Origin of the sequence: Xenorhabdus kozodoii (assembly GCF_002632875.1) — a bacterium.
GTDB lineage: Bacteria > Pseudomonadota > Gammaproteobacteria > Enterobacterales > Enterobacteriaceae > Xenorhabdus > Xenorhabdus kozodoii.
In genome coordinates, this window is sequence record NZ_NJCX01000007.1 from 39987 (window position 1) to 61434 (window position 21448).

The following is a 21448-nucleotide window of genomic DNA, read 5'->3' on the forward strand; positions in this document are numbered from 1 at the left end:
AATCCTCTACGTAATTCGTAAACCTAGCTGTTAAACCGCAGAAGCACCCGAAACGATTTCGGTGAGTTCCTGAGTGATGCTGGCCTGACGAGCTTTGTTGTAAACCAACTGCAACTCTTTGATCAGGTTGCCACCGTTATCGGTCGCGGCTTTCATCGCTACCATTCGCGCGGCCTGTTCACTAGCCAGGTTTTCAACGACGCCCTGATAAACTTGCGATTCTATATAGCGGCGCAGCAGGGTATCCAACAGCGCCTTAGGATCAGGTTCATACAGATAGTCCCAAGACTTCTTCTTCAGTGTCTCATCATCTCCGGCTGGCAGAGGCAATAACTGAGTGATCGTCGGAACCTGAGACATTGTATTAAGGAACTTGTTTGTCACTATATACAGTTTATCCAGACGCCCTTCGTCATATGCTTGCATCATGACGTGGACTGGCCCGATCAGTTCGGATAATGATGGGTTATCTCCCATCCCTGTTACCTGAGCAACAATGTTGCCGCCAACAGAAGAAAAGAAAGAAACCCCTTTTGACCCAATAAGCGCCAAATCAACCTGGACGTTTTTTTCGGACCAGTCTTTCATTTCTATCAGCAATTTTTTGAACAAGTTAATGTTCAAACCGCCACATAAACCACGGTCAGTCGAAACAACCACGTACCCAACACGCTTCACTTCGCGCTCTTGAAGGTATGGATGTTTGTATTCCAGATTACCTAACGCAAGGTGTCCAATCACATTGCGAATGGTTTCTGCATAAGGACGGCTGGCTGCCATGCGATCCTGCGTTTTACGCATTTTGGACGCGGCGACCATCTCCATCGCTTTAGTGATTTTTTGCGTGTTTTGCACACTGGCGATTTTGGTACGTATCTCTTTTGCGCCGGCCATTTCTGCTTCTCCGAATTCAACCAGACGGCCCAAGTTTTTTCATTAAATAGCATTAAACTGGGCCGAATAGTGTTACCAGGACTGAGTCGCCTTGAAGGATTCCAACAGAGCTTTCAGCTTCGCTTCGATCTCTCCATTGTAATCACCAGACTGGTCAATCTCTTTCAGAATATCAGCATGTTCACGGTTAGCATACGCCAACAGTGCAGCTTCGAAACTGACCACTTTTGCGATTTCGATATCGCCCAGATAACCACGTTCAGCAGCAAACAGAGACAGGGCCTGCTGTGCAACGGACATCGGCTGATATTGTTTCTGTTTCAACAACTCAGTCACTTTCTGACCATGCTCCAACTGCTTACGCGTTGCATCATCCAGATCAGAAGCAAACTGGGAGAATGCCGCCAGTTCACGGTACTGAGCCAGAGCGGTACGAATACCACCAGACAGTTTTTTGATGATCTTCGTCTGGGCTGCACCACCTACACGGGATACGGAAATCCCTGGGTTAACCGCTGGACGGATACCTGAGTTGAACAGAGAAGATTCAAGAAAGATCTGACCATCAGTGATGGAGATAACGTTTGTTGGTACGAACGCAGAAACGTCACCCGCCTGAGTTTCGATGATTGGCAGTGCAGTCAGAGAACCGGTTTTCCCCTTCACTTCACCATGGGTGAATTTTTCAACGTATTCAGCGTTAACACGCGCTGCACGCTCCAGCAAACGGGAGTGCAGATAGAAAACGTCACCAGGGTACGCTTCACGTCCAGGTGGACGACGCAGCAACAGGGAAACCTGACGGTATGCTACAGCCTGTTTAGACAAATCATCGTAAACAATCAGTGCATCTTCACCACGATCACGGAAATATTCACCCATCGCACAACCAGAGTAGGGTGCCAGATATTGCAGAGCCGCAGATTCAGACGCGGATGCAACAACAATGATGGTGTTTTCCAGTGCGCCATGTTCTTCCAGTTTACGAACAACGTTAGCAATGGTAGAGGCTTTCTGGCCAATCGCAACATAAACACATTTGATACCAGAATCACGCTGATTGATGATCGCATCGATAGCCAGAGCGGTTTTACCGGTCTGACGGTCGCCGATGATCAACTCACGCTGGCCGCGGCCGATTGGGATCATGGCATCAACGGATTTGTAACCTGTCTGCACCGGCTGGTCAACGGATTGACGCTCGATAACCCCTGGCGCGATAACTTCTATCGGTGAGAAGCCATCGTTCTCAACAGCACCTTTGCCGTCAATAGGTTCACCCAGTGTGTTAACAACACGACCCAGTAAACCACGACCAACAGGTACTTCCAAAATACGACCAGTACACTTGACTTTCATGCCTTCGGCCAAGTCAGCATACGGGCCCATCACAACCGCACCTACAGAGTCGCGCTCCAGGTTCAGTGCAATTGCGTAACGGTTGCCAGGCAGAGAAAGCATTTCACCCTGCATGACATCGGCTAAACCGTGGATACGAATGATACCGTCGTTAACGGAAACAATCGTACCTTCATTGTGAGCTTCGCTCACGACATTGAACTGAGCAATACGCTGTTTGATCAGTTCGCTGATTTCGGTGGAATTCAGTTGCATATGCTCCAGTCCCCTTAAGACTGCAAGACGTCTGTTAAACGATCCAGACGGCCACGAATACTGCCATCGATCACCATGTCACCTGCACGGATAACCACACCGGCAATAACAGACTTGTCAATTTTGCAATTCAGCTTCACTTTGCGTGACAGACGTTTTTCCATCGCCGCAGAAATTTTAGCCTGCTGCTGCTCATTCAGTTCGGTTGCAGAAATCACTTCAACTTCGATAGTCGATTCAAGTGACGCACGTAATTGGATAAATTGTCGGAAGACTTCTGGCAGTACCAGCAAGCGACCATTTTCTGCCATTACACGAATAAAGTTCTGAGCATGCTCATCAACCTGCTCACCACAAAGGGTGATAAAGGTTTTGGCTAACGTTTCCGGTGCTAATGAACCGGAAAGCAGCTCACCAACCTGCTCATTGCGAGTGACTTCAGCAATGAACGCCAGCATGTTCTGCCAGTGTTCGAGAGATTGGTGCTCTACAGCAAAGTCAAAAGCTGCTTTGGCGTAGGGGCGAGCTACCGTAGCAAATTCAGACATGCCCCTCCCTCCTTACAGTTCAGCGACCAGTTTATCAACGATGTCGCTGTTAGCAGCTTCATCCACGGAACGTTCGATGATTTTCTCGGCACCTGCGATAGCCAGCATCGCAACTTGTTTACGTAACTCTTCACGAGCGCGCTTACGTTCAGCTTCAATTTCAGCATGAGCTTGCTCTACAATTCTGTTACGTTCCAGCTCTGCTTCTGCTTTAGCATCATCAATAATTTGGGCTTTTTGTTTATTAGCCTGCTCAATGATAACTTGCGCATCAGCTTTCGCTTTTTTCAGTTGGTCGGTCGCATTGGCTTGCGCTAAGTCCAAGTTCTTTTTGGCACGTTCTGCTGAAGACAAACCGTCAGCAATCTCTTTCTGACGTTTTTCAATGGCCGCCATGATTGGTGGCCATACAAACTTCATGCAGAACAAAACAAACAGGACAAACGCGAAAGCTTGGCCGAGGATTGTTGCGTTAATATTCACGACACAATACCTCTATTTCAATTAATAAATTGGCGTAATTTTAAGTTCTGCTATTTTATTAACCGCCAACAGCGAACATCATAAACAAGCCCAGGCCCACAGCAATCATCGGGATAGCATCAACCAGGCCCATGACGATAAAGAACTGCGTACGTAGCAGAGGGATCAGATCAGGTTGGCGAGCAGCGCCTTCCAGGAATTTCCCCCCTAGGATGCCGATACCGATCGCAGCACCAATAGCCGCCAAACCCATCAGAATAGCGGCAGCTATGTACAGCAGATCCATGTTTATATCCATGACAGTCTCCAGTTTGTTTCAAGTTAAAACACAATTATTGATTGATAAAAATTAATGCTCTTCAGATGCCATCGACAGATAAACAATCGTCAGAACCATGAAAATAAAGGCTTGTAACGTAATAATTAGTATGTGGAAAATCGCCCAAGGCAGGCTGAGTAACCACTGTGCTCCCCACGGTAGAAGAGCCGCAATAAGAATAAAGATCAATTCGCCGGCGTACATATTACCAAACAGTCGCAGACCGAGTGATATAGGTTTAGACAGCAAGCTGACCCCTTCCAAGATTAAGTTAATTGGAATAAACAGTGGATGATTGAAAGGCTGCAATGTCAGCTCCTTCGCAAAACCACGAATTCCTTTTATCTTAATGCTATAGAACAGAATGAGGACAAAGACACCGAGGGCCATCGACAAAGTGACACTGACGTCTGCGGTTGGAACTATACGCAGAGCAGGCAAGCCGAAGAAGTGTTCTCCGATTAAAGGAATAAGATCGATTGGCAGCAAGTCCAATGCATTCATGAGTAACACCCAAACGAACACAGTCAAAGCCAGAGGAGCTATCACTTTGCTCTTACCGTGATACATATCACGAACGGTATTATCAACGAAACCGATTATCATTTCTACCGCAGTCTGAAATTTCCCCGGCACGCCATCAGTGGCGCGAACCGCGACTCTTCTGAATACAAATAGAAACAACATCCCTAATACGATGGAGAAAAAAAGCGAGTCGATATTCAATGTCCAGAACGTCGCTTCATAACCACTAGCGTGGGGATTGACCAACTCAAAGGTACGCAAGTCCAACTGAAGATGCTTCAGGTGATGACTTATGTACTCCGAAGTTGAAACTTCTCCTGATGCAGACATGATGCTTTTTACCCTTTTGTTGTTAAAAACGCTAACCGTTCATTACGGCAGGTGCGATGATCTGCACAATCAGCACCGCTAAATAGGCCACACCAAGTGGTGCAAATGCCGCCTTGAACACGCCTAAAGCGACTATCAGCACGGTTATCGTGATGATAACCTTAACCCCTTCGCTAATTGCGAAAAACCATGCAATCCGTACTGGGACACCTTCTTCTTTTGCCTTTTGAAAGCGGCTAAGCAGCATAAAAACGACATTTGGTAGCCAACATGCCAGCCCACCGGCAAAAGCAGAAGCCCCCCACTCTATGCTTTTGGTACAAAAAGCTACACTGAGAATAACAAAAGTCATTAACTGCAAAAATAACAGCTTCAGTGCCATTCTACCGTTGTAAAGGGATACAGACATGACTTTTGTTTTCTCCCCGTGGTACACCATCACATATCAGGTTTTGCTGAGTGTTGTATAAAACTGGCTTTGCTTAAGAGTGTCAAGTGACAAAAACGTGCAAATTATACGGGCAGCTAAAATGAATTCAATCCATAAGTAGCGAAAAAGTGAATAATTATTTAAATTTCTAACTTTGATGCTAGATCGCTCACAAATACCATTTAATATTCTGCAATGACTCATGGTATAACTTCAAAATTAAACGTGACATACATCACATTAGTTGAAAATCATTAACGATACTTATCATTAAAAGTGTGATGAAAATCTTTTATTTTTTTCACATAAAATCAACTAATTAATATTACACCTGTAAAGTTTTATCTGCTATATCATTAAAAAAGTTTAAATGATTATTTTACCCACTTTCTCTAAAGTTTATTTATAAAGAAAATCGATAGCTATCTTTGAAAAAGAGAAATTCTACCAATATAAAAACAACGTTGGTTTTCTGTGAATCATCAGTAAATAAAGTTGAATCCATGGAAGGGAATAATTAGTCACGCCTGTTACATCTTAAGTGTAGTTGACGTCACTAATTATTTAGATTTTTATTGATAAATAACAAAGTTAGTTTGACTTAAGTATCACCAAATGACGCTGTTCATCTAACTTCGCAACCTGGAGAGGAATGACCGTATCAAGCACAATTCCCGTTGGCAATTGAGCCAATTCGTCTTTCGACAATACCCCTTTCAAGGCATAAAAACGCCCTTCCAGGGGCTTGGGGAGATGACTGCACCATGACAACATATCTTGCAACGAAGCAAATGCGCGGCTAATCACCCCATCAAAAAGGGGTTCAGGAATAAATTCTTCAACCCGGCTCTGTACAGGCTCAATATTGTTCAAACCTAATTCATGTTGAACCTGACGCAAAAAGCGAACCCGTTTTCCCAAACTATCCAATAACGTGAAATGGGAATCAGGGCGCACAATTGCCAATGGGATGCCTGGCAAGCCAGGCCCTGTTCCCACATCAATAAATCGTGTTCCATGCAAAAATGGATTAACGACAATGCTATCCATAATATGCCGAACCAGCATCTGTTCCGGCTCACGGATCGATGTCAGGTTGTAAGCCTTGTTCCACTTATGCAGCATGTCAACATAGGCAACGAGCTGCTGTTTTTGTTCCAGCGATAACGCAATGTCAGCTTTCGCCAGTAGTGATTCCAATTTGTTAAGCAAAATCTGTCCCCTTAAGCGCTACGACGTAATAGACCTTGTTTTTTCAGCCATACCAGCAAAATAGAAATTGCTGCCGGAGTGATGCCTGAAATACGTGAAGCCTGACCAATTGAACTTGGTTTATGGTCATTCAGTTTTGCAATAACTTCATTGGAAAGTCCGCTCACTTGTTGATAATCCAAATCAACCGGCAATGCAGTATTCTCATTACGTAACTGTTTTTCGATTTCTTCTTGCTGACGAGCAATGTAGCCTTCGTATTTCACCTGAATTTCCACTTGATCCGCAGCTTGCGGCTCTGTCAGTCCAGGGGCAAAACGGGGCAATGATGTCAACAATCCATAATTTAGCTCAGGGCGGCGCAGTAAATCTTCACCATTGGCTTCTTTTGACAACGGTGATTTCAACATCCGGTTGATATCGTCTAAATTATCAGAGTGAGGATGTACCCAGATATTGCGTAAGCGCTGGCGTTCCTGCTCGATCATTTCGAATTTGCGGCAATAATGTTCCCAACGAAGATCATCAACCAAGCCAAGTTTGCGCCCTTGTTCAGTCAGACGAAGATCGGCATTGTCTTCACGCAACATTAAACGGTATTCAGCACGGGATGTGAACATGCGGTAAGGTTCTTTAGTGCCGAGTGTGCACAGATCATCGACCAATACGCCAATATAAGCCTGATCACGGCGTGGGAACCAACCTTCTTCGCCATTGGCATAGCGTGCAGCGTTGAGGCCAGCCAGTAGCCCTTGTGCGGCCGCTTCTTCGTATCCTGTGGTGCCATTGATCTGACCTGCAAAGAACAGACCATGAATAAATTTACTTTCCAGTGTTTGTTTTAAATCACGTGGATCGAAGAAGTCATATTCGATCGCATAACCAGGACGAATGATACGGGCATTCTCCATGCCTTTCATGGAGTGAACGATTTGCATTTGAACATCAAATGGCAGACTGGTCGAAATACCATTTGGATAGATTTCGTTACTGGTTAATCCCTCTGGCTCTAAGAAGATCTGGTGAGCGTTACGATCCGCAAAACGCATGACTTTGTCTTCAATGGAAGGGCAGTAACGAGGGCCGATCCCTTCGATGATCCCTGCGTACATTGGGCTGCGATCCAAATTATTACGGATCACTTCATGGGTTTTTTCATTGGTATGCGTAATATAACACGGGATCTGTCGTGGGTGTTGATCAATATTGCCCATGAATGAAAATACAGGTGTCGGATTATCGCCAAGTTGTTGTTCAAGCTGGCTAAAATCAATAGTCCGTGCATCAATGCGAGGTGGTGTACCTGTTTTCAGACGAGCGACGCGCAAAGGCAGTTCACGTAAGCGGTGAGATAATGAGATCGCCGGAGGATCCCCTGCTCGTCCTCCACTGTAGTTTTCCAATCCGATATGAATTTTCCCATCAAGGAAGGTTCCTACCGTCAGAACGACAGATTTAGCTTTGAATTTCAATCCCATACGGGTAACAACACCGGTAACCGTGTCATTTTCAACAATGAGATCTTCAACTGGCTGTTGGAAGATCATTAAGTTAGGTTGATTTTCCAGTGCTGTTCTTACAGCTTGTCGGTAAAGTACTCGATCCGCTTGTGCTCGCGTTGCCCGAACAGCCGGACCTTTGCTGGCATTGAGTGTTCTGAACTGAATACCAGCCTGATCCGCCGCTTTTGCCATTAAGCCGCCAAGTGCATCGATCTCTTTTACCAGATGCCCTTTACCGATCCCACCAATGGCTGGATTACATGACATCTGGCCCAAAGTATCAATATTGTGAGTCAGTAGTAAGGTTTGACGCCCCATACGTGCGGAGGCCATCGCCGCTTCAGTACCGGCATGACCCCCACCGATAATGATGACGTCAAAGTGCTCTGGATAAAACATGTGCGAACCTTCAATAGTGAGAATGCTTCGTAGCATTGGGGAGAGAATTCTACTCAAGTTTTGACCTCAGACCAAGAGGCGAGAGATCATCATTATTTAAAATAAGATCTTTTTATTTAAAGATCTCTTTATTGGATCTTTTATTAGGATCGCGATCTTCTGTGGATAAGTGAATTTTCCATATAAAGATCATGACGCTGTAAAGGATCATTTGCTGTGAATGATCCGTGATCCAACACAGTATAAGCTGGGATCTAAATGCCTACTTATACACAGCCGTTCAATTGAAACTGACTTATTAAATGGATAACTACGGGTTAACCCCTGCTTTTCAGATAAGTTATCCACAGTTGATCGTTATATTTTTAATCAGATCAGAGTAACTTTGCCCACTCTTTAACCCATTCTTCGGCTGGATCTTCTGGAATTTCGTGTTGCAGGATGTCGATTTCCAATCGATCGCCGATCCGTTTTGCTCCGTGATCCTCTAATAAACGTTCCAGTGATCTTATCGCACCACAGAATGTGTCATATTCAGAACTACCGATACCCACTGCGCCAAATGTGATATGACAGAGATCCGGTTGTTGTTGTGCGATCTCATCTGCCAAAGGTTGGAGGTTATCCGGTAAGTCCCCAGCCCCGTGCGTTGAGGTAACCGCAAGCCATAACCCTTCACGTGGAAGATCTTCCAATGAAGGGCCATGCAGTATCTCTGTCGAAAAGCCACCATTTTCTAAGATCTCAGCCATATGTTCTGCGACATATTCGGCGCTACCCATTGTGCTGCCGCTGATTAAGGTTATTGTACCCATCATGATCCTTGCTAAGTTAAAGAACAACTATTGTACGCTGTGAATCTATTGGGATCTACTTGTGGATAATGTGGTTAACGGGTTTTTCGCTTTAAGGTTTTATTGTTCTCATTATCGGGTTTTGTAGGGAGATCAACGTTTCTGTTGACTGGATTTCGTCAATCGTCTGGATCTTGTTGATAAGTACGTCCTGAAGGGCTTCAATGGATCGGCACATGACTTTAATGAAAATGCTGTAGTGCCCTGTGGTGTAATAAACTTCAACAACTTCATCAAGCATATCGAGTTTCTTTAATGCTGCCGGATAGTCTTTGGCGCTTTTCAATATGATGCCGATAAAACAGCACACATCGAACCCCAGTTGTTTGGCGCTGATATCAACCCGGGTTCCTGTGATGATCCCGGATTGTTTCATTTTTTCTACGCGAACATGGATTGTTCCTGGGCTTACTGCGAATTTTTTGGCTAATTCTGCGTAAGGTGTACGCGCGTTTTCCATTAAAGCGTGAAGTATGTCACGGTCTAAATTGTCGATCTGATAAATTTCTGCCATTTTCAACCCCTGTTTTTGAATAATATTCATTTTTATAGTGTAAAAATTATCGTTTATAAATCTTATACAATATTTTTATTATCAGATATTGAATTTGTACCTCATTTTGTTGCTTAATCTATATCAACAGGACACAGGGCCACTAAAAATTTTGAGAACAGCATCATGAAAACATCCTTTATTGAAAAGCAACAGCAGATTAGTTTTGTAAAATCATACTTTTCCCGTCTGTTAGAGAAAAAACTTGGCTTAATTGAAGTTCAAGGGCCTATCTTGAGTCGTCTTGGTGATGGTACTCAGGACAACTTATCTGGTCATGAAAAAGCCGTTCAGGTGAAGGTGAAAACTTTGCCGGACGACACCTTTGAAGTCGTTCATTCTCTGGCGAAATGGAAACGTAAGACATTAGGTCGCTTTGGTTTTCAGGCTGAACAGGGGTTATATACCCACATGAAGGCTCTGCGTCCTGATGAAGATCGCTTGACCCCTATCCACTCTGTCTTTGTTGATCAGTGGGATTGGGAGAAAGTGATGGGTGAAGGTCAACGTTCACTCGATTATTTAAAACAGACAGTAGGTAAAATCTACGAAGCAATAAAAGAAACACAACAAGCAGTAAGTAAGGAATTTGGTCTGGCACCGTTCCTGCCAGATCAAATTCACTTTCTTCACAGCGAAGAGCTTCTGAAACGTTACCCTGATCTGGATGCTAAAGGTCGTGAGCGTGAAGCGGCCAAAGAATTTGGCGCAATTTTCCTGATGGGCATTGGTGGTAAATTGTCTGATGAACAGGCACATGATGTACGCGCCCCGGATTATGACGACTGGACGACACCGAACAGTGATGGTTTCTTTGGCCTGAACGGTGACATTATTGTCTGGAACCCTGTTTTGCAGGATGCTTTTGAAATTTCTTCAATGGGTATCCGTGTTGATGCAGAAACGCTGAAACGTCAGCTTGCATTGACGGGGGATGAAGATCGCTTGCAATACGATTGGCACCAAGCGTTAATCAAAGGCGATATGCCACAATCTATCGGTGGTGGTATTGGGCAATCCCGTTTGGTGATGTTGCTGCTGCAAATGGCACATATCGGTCAAGTTCAGTGCGGTGTCTGGTCACCTGAAATTATTGAATCCGTTGAAGGTGTGTTGTAAGTTTTAATTTCGCCACCTTCTTCGTAATCGGCTTGTAATCCCGGTATCAAAGCGCCAGATATGATCAAATATCTGCATAATACCGGGCTTTCCATAATGGGAAAGGGAGACCGCATGGAAGCGGTGTTGTTGATGCTGTTGCAGATTTTTTATCTGATGGATTAGGGAGCCTGGCAAGCGCTGGGCAATGAAATCTGAAATAACAACAGCATCAGCATCTTCCCAGATATTTTCGGTCATTTTTTCAACCGTTGCATTTAAACAAGAGGCCAGATCGGTTCCTCCCTTAAATGTTTGTCCCAGAAAATGCATGGCTTGAGTCAGCCCATCCGGTGATGTTAGGTCATAATGGATAAGCTGTGTCGAGAACAACATAATATGGCAATGACGATTATCCGCTAGTGCAATGCGCATCAAAGCTAGGCAAAATGCTTTTGCACACAGCTCATTAAATCCTCCCATTGAGCCTGAAGTATCGACACAAACAATAAAGGGGCCACGAGGCTGTTTTTCATTGTGGTGATGTGTAATAGGTTTGAGCGTCGTTTTTGGTTGCCAGTCATCCCCTTGCAGACGATAGGAGAGTAATTTTTTCTCCACCAGCCGCCGGTAAAATTCGTATTCCAACTCTTCAATACCCAGCATAACCATCTCTGTGGGCAATAACCTTAAGATATCGTCACTTTGTCTAATTCCACTCATTTGCTCAGGTATGATATCCGGTACTCTTTCAAGTCGGGTAATGGGTTCTAAGACAGGGCTTTCTTGAGGAATTGATTTAGCGGCTTGGCTGCGGCCAAGTAATTGTGCCAGCTTTTCCAACTCAGGTTGTTGTCTGAGAAAGTCAGCATAGAGAGTAAAGCATTGTATATTTTGGGTGGTCAGGTGAAGTTGACCTTGAGTCATATCCCACAATCGACCTGCAGCGTGATCGTTGTGATCAAATATGGGATCAAGGGTGCCACTTAGGGGCAATCGCGTTTGGATCTCTGCGAGAAGTTGTTCTTTTTCTTGATCTAATAACGCCTTGTTAAATGTTGTTGCTCGCAGGATCAGGCTAAGGCGCCAGCGTTGGATAAACAACATCTGTTCTGAATGGGTGTGCTCAGATAACGCCTTGGACAGCATGTCAGCTTCTTTGGCAAAAGGGGATTTGATCTGTTGAAGTTTCTCTACAATATCAGGTAACTGTTGATAGAAATCTGTCGTATTAATGGATTGCATGTGTTGGTATAACTGAAACTCTTCGGCTAATGGGGCAGGGATCCGCGTCTCTTTTATTCTTTGCCGTAATGTCTGCTTCCATGAAGGGAGATCTTTTAGCAATGCGTTCTTAAGCCTTGGGAACTTTCCGAAGAAAATAACTAACTGGGGAGTCCCTAACAGTGCCAAAATGATCTCTTCGATCAGTTCGCTTTCATTGATGGAAAGTAAAAGATCGAGTGTCGCTAGAGTCAACATATCGCTATTCCATTTTTGATCTCAACTGCTTCTGTTTTTCAGTTAATGGCAAAAAACTCTGTTCAATGTTGGCAAGCCAATGTTCTTCGATAAATAAACAGGGTTGATGATGACTAAACAGATTGTGTTGTTGCTGAATTTCATCGTTGATAGATGCCAATTTCTCATGCCATTCAGTATTGGGGTTCTTTGAGCTACCAGACAGGCAAAGAACGGCATTGTTACGGCTGATATCTAACACTTCAAGCTGGTGCTTTTCGTTGACTTCTGTCGCAATGGCTTGCGGGAAACCGATACCATTTAAGCGAGCGGACAATTCCGCAGAGTTATTTTTTAGGGTGTTTTCCAGTAATTTTTTATCTATTTCGATGAAATTAACCTCCATATCATGCAGGTGCAATGAAGGATGTAAAAACAGAGTCAGATTTTCATCGGGGAGATCTTCGGGCAGTGAATAGAGCGCCTTACGGCTAAACAGAGAAGTTTTGGTGACTAATTGTAGGGGATGATGGTCACTTTCATTCTGGTTGGATTGTACCCATTGCTGGTATAGCTTCTCCATTTTCTGCCCAAGGGCGTGTTGTAGATAAGCCTGCTCTGTCAGTAAGACATGCAAGAATTGGGACAAAAGTTTTAAGGTGTTCAAGTCGTTCCATAGGCAATCTTGTAATAGCACGAGATCCAGCGGAGATATTTCATTTCTGCCACTGAAAAAAGCGCTTGCTTGCAGTAAACGGATAGATTTTTTCCAGCGGCGATCTGAAATATCGGCCGTATTCCCAGTCGCATTTATCTGTTGGCGTAGTTGATAAATCAGCTCGAAGATATGATCTGACAGGGATACCTGATTGATTTTGTCTTGCCATTGATGAAACTCGTCATCGGTAATTTGAATATGAGCAGGCACAGGATTGCCATTTTCATTGTTGCGGTCAGTCAGCAAGGCTCGAAAATTTTTCTTTTCCTGGATCTTGTCTAGCCAGATTCGGATTAACATGCGGTCGTAGAGCGCTTCCAGACCACTATCATTGTCAGGGAGTTCATTGGAGGCCGTAACCAGTAAACGCATTGGTAACGCTTCTTCTTGGTTGCCATTTCTGAACTTCTTTTCATTGATTGCGGTGAGTAACGTATTCAAAATGGCGGAGCCTGCTTTCCAAATTTCATCCAAGAAAACAATTTCAGCTTCAGGTAAATAACCTTCGGTGAGGCGTTGGTAACGCCCTTCATCTTTAAGAGCTTGAATGGAAAGCGGGCCGAAGATCTCTTCAGGTGTGGAAAAGCGGGTCATCAGATATTCAAAAGCGCGGGCGTTCTGAAAGGCAAACTTGAGCCGACGCGCAATAAGACTCTTGGCTATGCCTGGTGGCCCAAGAAGAAAAACATTCTCCCCACATAAGGCGGCTAGCAGGCACAGGCGAATGGTCTGTCTTCTTTCATAGAGACCGCTTTCCAGATATTGCCCTAGCAGAGTTATTTTCTCGACCAATTGCATATTATTTACACCACACCTTTGATAGTTACCTTCCTTTATTTATAGGTAAAATTCACTCTATGCAAAGATTTTGATGACAATTTATTGCGCTTCAGAGGCTTGGTTTAAAAAATCGATTCAGCATAACCTATTCAATAAGTTAGTTTTTTCCTTTACTTGTCATCTTCTTAAACGTTTCTATGATGATCACATTTTTATAGCAATCATGTTGTCTTTGATAGTGAACTTTATATGATAACTCGCTAGCGAAACGTTTCGCTAAAAGGCCTAATAAAAATGAAAAAAGGCGTTTTATTATTTAGCCGTTATTTCTTGTTTGGGGCACACTGATCACATCATGATCAGTGATACGGGGTTGCTTATCCCGTCTTCCATCCAGAGAATTGATTTAGCGCTAACCCAGGGAACACCAATCTGTTATCTGTTTTTGATGTTATTGTTTAGGAAGTACAAGTTGAAGTGGCCATTTTGGCCGCTGAAATTTTCTGAGGTTACTATGGAGCCATTACTGGAATTAAAGGGGATCGATAAAGCTTTTCCTGGAGTAAAAGCATTGTCAGGAGCCGCACTACGCGTTTATTCCGGAAAAGTGATGGCATTGGTCGGCGAAAATGGTGCCGGCAAATCTACGATGATGAAAGTCTTGACCGGCATTTATACAAAAGATGCTGGCACGATCCGCTATCTTGGACAGGATGTGGCTTTCTCTGGTCCCAAATCCTCTCAGGGATCTGGTATTGGCATTATTCATCAAGAGCTAAACCTTATCTCTCAATTAACGATTGCTGAAAACATTTTTTTGGGGCGTGAATTCGTCAATAAACTGGGCGTCATCAACTGGAAAAAAATGTATGAAGAAGCTGATAATTTGCTAAAGCGTCTAAATATCCGCTACAGCAGCCATCGGCTTGTTTCTGAATTGTCCATTGGTGAGCAGCAAATGGTCGAAATCGCCAAGGTGCTGAGTTTTCAATCCAAAGTCATCATTATGGATGAACCTACAGATTCCTTGACTGATACCGAAACTGAATCCTTATTTCATGTCATACGGGAATTAAAAGCGCAAGGATGTGGCATTGTTTATATTTCTCATCGCTTGAAAGAGCTTTTTAAAATTTGTGATGATGTGACGATATTGCGTGATGGGCAATTTATTGGTGAACAATCCATTAATACTTTGGATGAAGAGCGATTGATCGAAATGATGGTAGGGCGCAAGCTTGGTGAGCAATATCCTCGCTTGGTTCTACCGCGTGGTAAAAAGCGGTTAGAAATTAAAAACCTGTCTGGTTCTGGGATCAAAAATGTCAGTTTTTCCCTGTTTAGCGGAGAAATACTAGGAATTTCAGGGTTAATGGGCGCCGGTCGTACTGAACTGATGAAGGTGATTTACGGAGCTTTACCAAAAATTGAAGGTCAGATCTTGCTGGATGGAAAACCTCTGACTATCCGAAGCCCGCAGGATGGGCTAACTAATGGCATTGTCTATATTTCGGAAGACCGGAAGCGTGATGGATTAGTTTTGGGAATGTCGGTCAAAGAGAATATGTCCCTAACCGCATTACGTTATTTCAGCCGAAATTTTTGTCTTTTGCATCACTATGCAGAACAAAAATCCGTTGTCGATTTCATTAAGTTATTCAATATAAAAACCCCCTCAATGGAACAAACTATAAGCCTGCTTTCCGGTGGTAATCAGCAGAAAGTTGCGATTGCCCGTGGATTGATGACTCGTCCAAAGGTTTTGATCCTTGATGAACCAACCCGTGGTGTAGATGTTGGGGCTAAAAAGGAAATCTACCAGCTTATCAATCAGTTTAAAAAAGAGGGCTTAAGCATTATTTTGGTTTCTTCTGAAATGCCTGAAATAATGGGAATGAGTGACCGTATTCTGGTTATGCATGAAGGTAGTATCAGTGGGGAGTTCAATGCAAATAGCGTTTCTCAGGAAGCGTTGATGGCTGCGGCTGTTGGTAAGCAACACAATCTATAGGTACACAATCCACAGGAACATAATCTATCAACAAACAAAAACGGTGCAATGGTAAGGATAATGGATATGAATTTTAGTGCGGCGCCCGCTTCCCGACGTTGGTTTACGAAAACATGGTTGATGGAGCAGAAATCACTTATTGCGCTCCTATTTTTGATTGCTGTTGTTTCCTCTCTTAGTTCCAATTTTTTCACATTAAATAACCTGTTCAACATTCTCCAGCAAACTTCTGTCAACGCTATTGTGGCAGTGGGAATGACGTTGGTTATCCTGACATCGGGAATTGATCTATCTGTTGGCTCCTTGCTGGCTTTGACAGGTGCTGTTGCAGCGTCAATGGTAGGAGCAGATATTAATGCCTTAGTCGCTGTTGCTGGGACGTTAGCATTGGGGGCTGCAATTGGTGCCTGTACTGGTGTGATTGTTGCAAAAGGCAAGGTTCAGGCTTTTATTGCGACATTGGTGATGATGTTATTACTGCGCGGAGTGACCAGGGTTTATACCGACGGGAGTCCAATTAATACCGGTTTCAGTGATAATGCGGATCTATTTGGCTGGTTCGGTATCGGCCGTCTATTGGGAATACCGGCTCCAGTGTGGATTATGTTGCTTACTTTTGCTGTTGCATGGTTCATCCTCTACCATACGCGTCTTGGTCGTTATATTTACGCTTTAGGTGGAAATGAACTTGCAACACGTTTATCAGGTATTAACGTTGATAAAATAAAAATAATCGTTTATTCCTTATGTGGCCTGTTGGCTGCACTGGCCAGTATTATCGAAGTTGCCCGATTATCTTCTGCTCAACCAATGGCAGGGAGTGGTTATGAGTTAGATGCTATTGCTGCCGTTGTACTGGGAGGAACCAGTCTGGCAGGAGGTAAGGGACGGATTATTGGCACGCTGATTGGTGCACTGATTTTAGGCTTTTTAAACAATGGATTGAACTTATTAGGTATTTCTTCCAATTACCAGATGATAGTCAAGGCAGTTGTTATTTTGTTGGCTGTCTTGGTTGATAACAAAAGCAGTAAATAACCTTCCCCACCCTACAGGAAAAAATAATATGAAAATGAAAAAGCTGGCAACTATTTTCTCCGCCATGGCATTGAGTGCCACTATAAGTGTTAATGCACTGGCGAAAGATAGTATTGCATTGGTTATTTCAACCTTGAATAACCCCTTCTTTGTCACAATGAAAGATAGTGCACAAAAAGAGGCTGATAAGCTGGGATATAACTTGATTGTACTTGATTCACAAGATAATCCAGCAAAAGAGTTGGCCAATGTTCAAGATTTGACGGTTCGTGGTACTAAATTGATGTTGATTAATCCGACGGATTCAGATGCCGTTGGTAATGCAGTCAGCATGGCAAATAAAGCGAATATTCCTGTGATTACACTGGATCGTATAGCGAATAAAGGTAATGTTATCAGTCATATTGCTTCTGACAGCCGTTTAGGCGCCAAAATGGCTGCTGATTTTATCGCTAGAAAATTAGGTAATAATATCAAGGTTATTCAATTAGAAGGTATTCCAGGAACTTCAGGTGCACGTGAACGTGGTGAAGGTTTTGGTCAGGCAGCCCAAAAACACAAATTCAATATGTTGGCGAGTCAGTCTGCTGATTTTGATCGCACAAAAGGGATGAATGTCATGCAAAACTTGCTGACAGCTCATCCGTCAGTACAAGCCGTTTTCGCTCAAAATGATGAAATGGCGCTTGGTGCATTGCGAGCATTGCAAACGGCGGGTAGAGAAGATGTGCTGGTTGTTGGATTTGATGGTACAGATGAGGGTATTAAGGCCGTACAAAGTGGTAAATTAGGTGCCACAATTGCACAGCGCCCAGACCAGATTGGCATCATTGGCGTACAAACCGCCGATAAGGTTCTAAAAGGTGAAAAAGTGGATGCCACTATTCCAGTGGAGTTGGAATTAGTTATCAAAAAATAATTAGTGTGGTGATGCAGCTATCAAGACCGGTAGTTGCATTATTGCTGGGCAGGAGTAGCTGAGCAGGAATAAATGTAATGAACATGGCAAAACTTGTGGTGATGGGTAGCATCAATGCGGATCACATATTGAACCTCGAATTTTTTCCTCAGCCAGGGGAAACAGTGAAAGGAAAACAATATAAGGTTGCATTTGGAGGAAAGGGTGCAAATCAGGCCGTTGCTGCGGGTCGTTGTGGTGCTAACATTACATTTATTGCTTGCGTTGGCCAGGATGATGTTGGCATACGTGTTTGCCAACAGTTGACGAAAGATAATATCAATACCTCCTCAATTGGGGTTATCGAAGGGGAAGCAACAGGCGTTGCTCTGATTTTTGTCAATCGGCAGGGGGAAAATGTGATTGGCATTAATGCCGGGGCGAATGGGAGGCTAACTCCCGATTATTTCCTTCGTCATGACCAGATTGTCAAAGAAGCTGATGCATTGCTATTGCAGCTCGAAACGCCATTGGAAACAGTACAACTTGCTGCTGAAACCGCCAAGAAACATCGTGTCAAAGTGATCTTGAATCCCGCACCCGCACAGAAAATCTCAGATCAGCTCCTTTCGCTGGTGGATATCATCACGCCGAATGAGACTGAAGCCGAATACTTGACCGGCATTGCCGTAAGAGATGATATTAGCGCGGAAAAAGCCGCTCAGGCCTTACATGATAAGGGCATAGAAACGGTTATCATCACATTGGGTAGTCGAGGGGTATGGTTGAGTGAGAAGGGTAAGAAAGGAAAAATTGTCCCTGGGTTTAAAGTCAAAGCGATCGACACAATTGCTGCTGGGGATACATTCAATGGCGCCTTGGTAACCGGATTGCTGGAAGGAAAAGAGATGTTATCGGCAATCCGTTTTGCTCATGCTGCGGCTGCGATTGCAGTCACACGTCAAGGAGCGCAACCTGCGGTTCCGTGGCGTAATGAAATTGATGTATTTCTCTCTGAACAGGATTAACCCGTGGCTACCATGAAAGATGTTGCCCGTTTGGCGGGCGTATCAACATCAACAGTTTCTCATGTGATTAATGGCAATCGTTATGTCAGTGAAAATGTGAAAGCGAAAATCAATGCAGCGATTGAGGAATTGAATTATGCGCCGTCTGCTTTGGCAAGGAGCTTGAAGGTCAAGAAAACCAAAACCATTGGTATGTTGGTTACCGCCAGTGATAACTCCTTTTATTCAGAAATTGTCAGAAGTGTCGAAAGCAATTGTTACGAACGGGGATATAGTTTAATTCTGTGTAATACTGCGGGTAGTGTTACCCGTATGCTTAGTAGTATGGAAACCTTGTTGCAAAAGCGCGTTGATGGCCTGTTAATCATGTGTTCAGAAACCCAGAAGCTATCCAGTGATGCCCTTCGTTGCTATCCATTAGTGCCGATGGTAATCATGGATTGGTCTCCTTTTGATACCTACAATGACATTATCAAAGATAACTCCCTGCAAGGGGGAGAAATGGCCACCAATTACCTGATCAGTCGAGGTTTTCGCAAAATAGCCTGTATTACTGGCCCACGGGATAAGACCCCTGCCCGTCAGCGTTTGGCTGGATATCGAAAAGCAATGCAAGATGCTAGGCTGGAAATTCCCGCTGGATATGAGATCTACAGTGATTTTGAATTTGCTGGTGGATTGTCATCAATGAAACAACTTCTCCAGTTACCTGAACCACCGGAAGCCCTATTCGCGGGTAATGATGCTATGGCGATTGGTGCTTATCAAGCCTTGTATCAGCAAGGGCTTTCTGTGCCGGATGATATCTCTATCATCGGATATGACGATATTGCAATCGCACCTTATCTGCTCCCTCCGTTGACAACTATTCATCAACCAAAAGATGAATTGAGTAAGCTAGCGATTGATAGCCTGCTTTATCGAATGGACAATCCAGAAAGTGGACCAAATCAACTGATATTGACACCTAAATTGATCGAACGAAGTTCTGTAGCCAGCCGTTAACCGATTTATTTTTTCTTAATTAAGTTGTTGCCATCTTTTTTATTTAAGAATAGAAAAACAGTAGAAGATATTAAGGTAATTACTCCTATCGTAATCAAAGTATAGTGGAAATGGCTTACGGCTGAGCCATATTCCATTGACTCATAAAACCGTAGCACGGCTGCACTGACAGTCACCCCAAAACTGATGGATAACTGCTGAGTTACCGCTAATAGGCTGTTACCGGCACTTGCATTACTGTCATTCAGATCACCTAAAGTGATGGTATTCATTGCGGTGAACTGTGTGGACATGACTATTCCCAGTATAAAAAGCGAAACTATCAAAAATACGATGGGGAGTTCCGGTGTCTGTAGCGAAAATTGTGAAATCATGACACCAATAATAATCGTGACCCAAATGAGTGTGTTTCGATATCCAAAGCGGGTCAGTATCTTGGTGACAAAAGACTTGGCTAAAATTGAACCAACAGCATTGGGTGCCATCATGACACCAGCGAGTACTGCTGAAAAACCAAACCCCACTTGTAGCATTAAAGGAATAATAAATGAAAGTGAGCCAGTACCTAATCGGGTTGCAATATTGCCGGCAATACCAATAGAAAATGTACGTGTCTGGAACAACTGAAGGTTAATGAGGGGATTGGTGTGCCTTTTCGCATGGAGGATATACCCCACTATCATGATGATGCCACTAGAAAATAAAGTGAGGGGAATATAACCAGAGAATGAGTGATCGCCAAATAAATCAAAACTGACTGAAATCATTACCAAGCCCGCGCTAAACAATATGAATCCCAGAAAATCGAAAGGGCATTTGGGCATAGTTAAATTGGGCATGTTTCTTCTGGCGTAAATGATTCCTAATAATCCAATGGGGATATTGATGATGAAAATCCAATGCCATGTCGCATAGGTTACTAACAATCCACCAAGCATTGGACCTAGAATTGGGCCAAGTAACCCTGGCATGGTGACAAAGTTCAAAATAGGTAACAGTTCACTACGTGGATAGGTTCTTAGCAAAGTCAGGCGAGCAACAGGCATCATCATGGCTCCACCTACACCTTGAATAACTCTGGATACAACTAAGAAAGAGAGATTGTGTGATAGTGCACAAGCCAACGATCCTAAAGAAAAGAAAAAAACAGCATAAATGAATACCGTACGAGTGCCGAATCTATCAGCGAGCCAACCGCTTACAGGAATCAGCATCGCGACAGTTAAGGTGTAGCTGACAATGGCGGGCTGCATTGCCAATGGAGAGTGATTAAGGCTTTTTGCAATCGACGGTAGTGCGGTGTTAAGAATTGTGGCATCTAAAGACTGCATAAAAAAAGCTATCGCCGCAATCCAAGGCAATCCCGACATACTACGTGCGGATTTGACCATTAGATATCCCGTTTATTTTTTTAATGGTAATGAGTGAGTACATAATATCTTACTATATCAAATTCAAACCATTTCTTGGTTATTAATAAATCAATAACCTTCTTTAAGGCCAATTGAGTTGTCGTCGGCAATTGAACGACAATTATTGCGTGTGAAACATTACTGCAAGAAGTGTTGCCTAATTCATCAATTTTAGGGTAAAAAAAAACACATAATTGCTATTTTTGTTGAAAAAAACCACGAACAGGAAAAAATTGAAAAAAAACTATTGTCAGCGCCGAAAAACTCCCTATAATGCGCCACCACTGACCGACGACGAGCTGAAACAGGCCGCGGCGGACAGCCGGAAGAAAGCGA

20 protein-coding genes, 1 rRNA gene and 1 pseudogene (1 of these 22 running past the window's edge) are annotated in these 21448 nt (G+C 43.6%); 8 read left to right on the forward strand and 14 right to left on the reverse strand.

The genetic code is table 11. The features are described 5' to 3' along the window. Positions 1–30: 30 nt before the first annotated feature. The 11 genes from atpG to asnC form a co-directional block, all read right to left on the reverse strand. Positions 31–894, reverse strand: a complete 864-nt coding sequence (gene atpG, locus Xkoz_RS05965; protein WP_099141410.1) for a F0F1 ATP synthase subunit gamma — start codon at positions 892–894, stop codon at positions 31–33. 72 nt (positions 895–966) lie between these two features. Next, positions 967–2508 carry a F0F1 ATP synthase subunit alpha gene (gene atpA, locus Xkoz_RS05970; protein WP_099141309.1) on the reverse strand — a complete coding sequence of 514 codons (1542 nt, stop codon included), beginning with the start codon at positions 2506–2508 and terminating at the stop codon, positions 967–969. Positions 2509–2522: 14 nt separating this feature from the next. Then, positions 2523–3056 carry a F0F1 ATP synthase subunit delta gene (atpH, locus tag Xkoz_RS05975; RefSeq protein WP_099141310.1) on the reverse strand — a complete coding sequence of 178 codons (534 nt, stop codon included), beginning with the start codon at positions 3054–3056 and terminating at the stop codon, positions 2523–2525. 12 nt (positions 3057–3068) lie between these two features. Then, complete coding sequence (gene atpF, locus Xkoz_RS05980; protein ID WP_099141311.1) at positions 3069–3539, reverse strand: F0F1 ATP synthase subunit B; 471 nt, start codon at positions 3537–3539, stop codon at positions 3069–3071. Positions 3540–3597: 58 nt separating this feature from the next. Then, a complete protein-coding gene (gene atpE / locus Xkoz_RS05985) occupies positions 3598–3837 on the reverse strand; it encodes a F0F1 ATP synthase subunit C (protein WP_045967711.1) in 240 nt (79 codons plus the stop codon). A gap of 51 nt (positions 3838–3888) precedes the next feature. After that, positions 3889–4713: a F0F1 ATP synthase subunit A gene (gene atpB / locus Xkoz_RS05990; protein ID WP_099141312.1), complete on the reverse strand. Its 825-nt coding sequence runs from the start codon at positions 4711–4713 to the stop codon at positions 3889–3891. Between the two features lie 31 nt (positions 4714–4744). Then, complete coding sequence (gene atpI / locus Xkoz_RS05995; RefSeq protein WP_099141313.1) at positions 4745–5122, reverse strand: F0F1 ATP synthase subunit I; 378 nt, start codon at positions 5120–5122, stop codon at positions 4745–4747. 612 nt (positions 5123–5734) lie between these two features. Beyond that, entirely contained in the window at positions 5735–6355 is a 621-nt protein-coding gene (gene rsmG, locus Xkoz_RS06000) for a 16S rRNA (guanine(527)-N(7))-methyltransferase RsmG (protein WP_099141314.1), read from the reverse strand. 11 nt (positions 6356–6366) lie between these two features. Continuing rightward, positions 6367–8256 carry a tRNA uridine-5-carboxymethylaminomethyl(34) synthesis enzyme MnmG gene (gene mnmG / locus Xkoz_RS06005; protein ID WP_099141315.1) on the reverse strand — a complete coding sequence of 630 codons (1890 nt, stop codon included), beginning with the start codon at positions 8254–8256 and terminating at the stop codon, positions 6367–6369. 374 nt (positions 8257–8630) lie between these two features. Further along, positions 8631–9071, reverse strand: coding sequence for an FMN-binding protein MioC (gene mioC, locus Xkoz_RS06010; protein ID WP_099141316.1), 441 nt, complete (start codon positions 9069–9071; stop codon positions 8631–8633). A 91-nt stretch (positions 9072–9162) separates the two neighbouring features. After that, entirely contained in the window at positions 9163–9624 is a 462-nt protein-coding gene (gene asnC, locus Xkoz_RS06015) for a transcriptional regulator AsnC (protein WP_074018962.1), read from the reverse strand. A 165-nt stretch (positions 9625–9789) separates the two neighbouring features. On the opposite strand from asnC, the gene asnA reads away from it, so the two are divergent. Further along, complete coding sequence (asnA, locus tag Xkoz_RS06020; protein ID WP_099141317.1) at positions 9790–10782, forward strand: aspartate--ammonia ligase; 993 nt, start codon at positions 9790–9792, stop codon at positions 10780–10782. Between the two features lie 3 nt (positions 10783–10785). Here asnA and viaA read toward each other — a convergent pair whose 3' ends face one another. Both viaA and ravA read right to left on the reverse strand, forming a co-directional pair. Next, on the reverse strand, positions 10786–12243 hold the full coding sequence (gene viaA / locus Xkoz_RS06025) for an ATPase RavA stimulator ViaA (protein WP_099141318.1): 1458 nt from the start codon (positions 12241–12243) through the stop codon (positions 10786–10788). A gap of 4 nt (positions 12244–12247) precedes the next feature. Next, complete coding sequence (gene ravA, locus Xkoz_RS06030) at positions 12248–13738, reverse strand: ATPase RavA (RefSeq protein WP_099141319.1); 1491 nt, start codon at positions 13736–13738, stop codon at positions 12248–12250. 307 nt (positions 13739–14045) lie between these two features. Between ravA and Xkoz_RS25550 the strand changes: the two are divergent. From Xkoz_RS25550 to rbsR, 6 genes and pseudogenes are all read left to right on the forward strand, one after another. Continuing rightward, positions 14046–14147 (forward strand): annotated as a pseudogene (locus tag Xkoz_RS25550) (RbsD/FucU domain-containing protein); the annotation flags it as partial. 87 nt (positions 14148–14234) lie between these two features. After that, positions 14235–15731 carry a ribose ABC transporter ATP-binding protein RbsA gene (rbsA, locus tag Xkoz_RS06035; RefSeq protein WP_244183414.1) on the forward strand — a complete coding sequence of 499 codons (1497 nt, stop codon included), beginning with the start codon at positions 14235–14237 and terminating at the stop codon, positions 15729–15731. A gap of 66 nt (positions 15732–15797) precedes the next feature. Then, the gene (rbsC, locus tag Xkoz_RS06040; protein ID WP_099141411.1) at positions 15798–16769 is read left to right on the forward strand and encodes a ribose ABC transporter permease; all 972 of its coding nucleotides are present in this window, start codon (positions 15798–15800) and stop codon (positions 16767–16769) included. 28 nt (positions 16770–16797) lie between these two features. After that, entirely contained in the window at positions 16798–17688 is an 891-nt protein-coding gene (gene rbsB, locus Xkoz_RS06045; protein ID WP_099141321.1) for a ribose ABC transporter substrate-binding protein RbsB, read from the forward strand. A 77-nt stretch (positions 17689–17765) separates the two neighbouring features. Continuing rightward, on the forward strand, positions 17766–18695 hold the full coding sequence (rbsK, locus tag Xkoz_RS06050) for a ribokinase (protein WP_099141322.1): 930 nt from the start codon (positions 17766–17768) through the stop codon (positions 18693–18695). A 3-nt stretch (positions 18696–18698) separates the two neighbouring features. Continuing rightward, complete coding sequence (gene rbsR, locus Xkoz_RS06055; RefSeq protein WP_099141323.1) at positions 18699–19700, forward strand: ribose operon transcriptional repressor RbsR; 1002 nt, start codon at positions 18699–18701, stop codon at positions 19698–19700. Positions 19701–19705: 5 nt separating this feature from the next. Here rbsR and mdtD read toward each other — a convergent pair whose 3' ends face one another. Continuing rightward, positions 19706–21091 carry a multidrug transporter subunit MdtD gene (gene mdtD / locus Xkoz_RS06060; RefSeq protein WP_099141324.1) on the reverse strand — a complete coding sequence of 462 codons (1386 nt, stop codon included), beginning with the start codon at positions 21089–21091 and terminating at the stop codon, positions 19706–19708. A gap of 313 nt (positions 21092–21404) precedes the next feature. Here mdtD and Xkoz_RS26530 point away from each other — a divergent pair. Beyond that, positions 21405–21448 (forward strand): 23S ribosomal RNA (locus tag Xkoz_RS26530) (it continues 2937 nt past the right edge of the window).

Coding starts and splice junctions, on each gene's coding strand:
- mnmG (WP_099141315.1), bottom strand. CDS start 8,256: ATGTTTTATCCAGAGCACTTTGACGTCATCATTATCGGTGGGGGTCAT.
- asnA (WP_099141317.1), top strand. CDS start 9,790: ATGAAAACATCCTTTATTGAAAAGCAACAGCAGATTAGTTTTGTAAAA.
- atpE (WP_045967711.1), bottom strand. CDS start 3,837: ATGGATATAAACATGGATCTGCTGTACATAGCTGCCGCTATTCTGATG.
- mioC (WP_099141316.1), bottom strand. CDS start 9,071: ATGGGTACAATAACCTTAATCAGCGGCAGCACAATGGGTAGCGCCGAA.
- rbsB (WP_099141321.1), top strand. CDS start 16,798: ATGAAAATGAAAAAGCTGGCAACTATTTTCTCCGCCATGGCATTGAGT.
- atpB (WP_099141312.1), bottom strand. CDS start 4,713: ATGTCTGCATCAGGAGAAGTTTCAACTTCGGAGTACATAAGTCATCAC.
- rbsK (WP_099141322.1), top strand. CDS start 17,766: ATGAACATGGCAAAACTTGTGGTGATGGGTAGCATCAATGCGGATCAC.
- atpH (WP_099141310.1), bottom strand. CDS start 3,056: ATGTCTGAATTTGCTACGGTAGCTCGCCCCTACGCCAAAGCAGCTTTT.
- rbsA (WP_244183414.1), top strand. CDS start 14,235: ATGGAGCCATTACTGGAATTAAAGGGGATCGATAAAGCTTTTCCTGGA.
- rbsC (WP_099141411.1), top strand. CDS start 15,798: ATGAATTTTAGTGCGGCGCCCGCTTCCCGACGTTGGTTTACGAAAACA.
- ravA (WP_099141319.1), bottom strand. CDS start 13,738: ATGCAATTGGTCGAGAAAATAACTCTGCTAGGGCAATATCTGGAAAGC.
- atpG (WP_099141410.1), bottom strand. CDS start 894: ATGGCCGGCGCAAAAGAGATACGTACCAAAATCGCCAGTGTGCAAAAC.
- mdtD (WP_099141324.1), bottom strand. CDS start 21,091: ATGGTCAAATCCGCACGTAGTATGTCGGGATTGCCTTGGATTGCGGCG.
- viaA (WP_099141318.1), bottom strand. CDS start 12,243: ATGTTGACTCTAGCGACACTCGATCTTTTACTTTCCATCAATGAAAGC.
- atpA (WP_099141309.1), bottom strand. CDS start 2,508: ATGCAACTGAATTCCACCGAAATCAGCGAACTGATCAAACAGCGTATT.
- asnC (WP_074018962.1), bottom strand. CDS start 9,624: ATGGCAGAAATTTATCAGATCGACAATTTAGACCGTGACATACTTCAC.
- atpI (WP_099141313.1), bottom strand. CDS start 5,122: ATGTCTGTATCCCTTTACAACGGTAGAATGGCACTGAAGCTGTTATTT.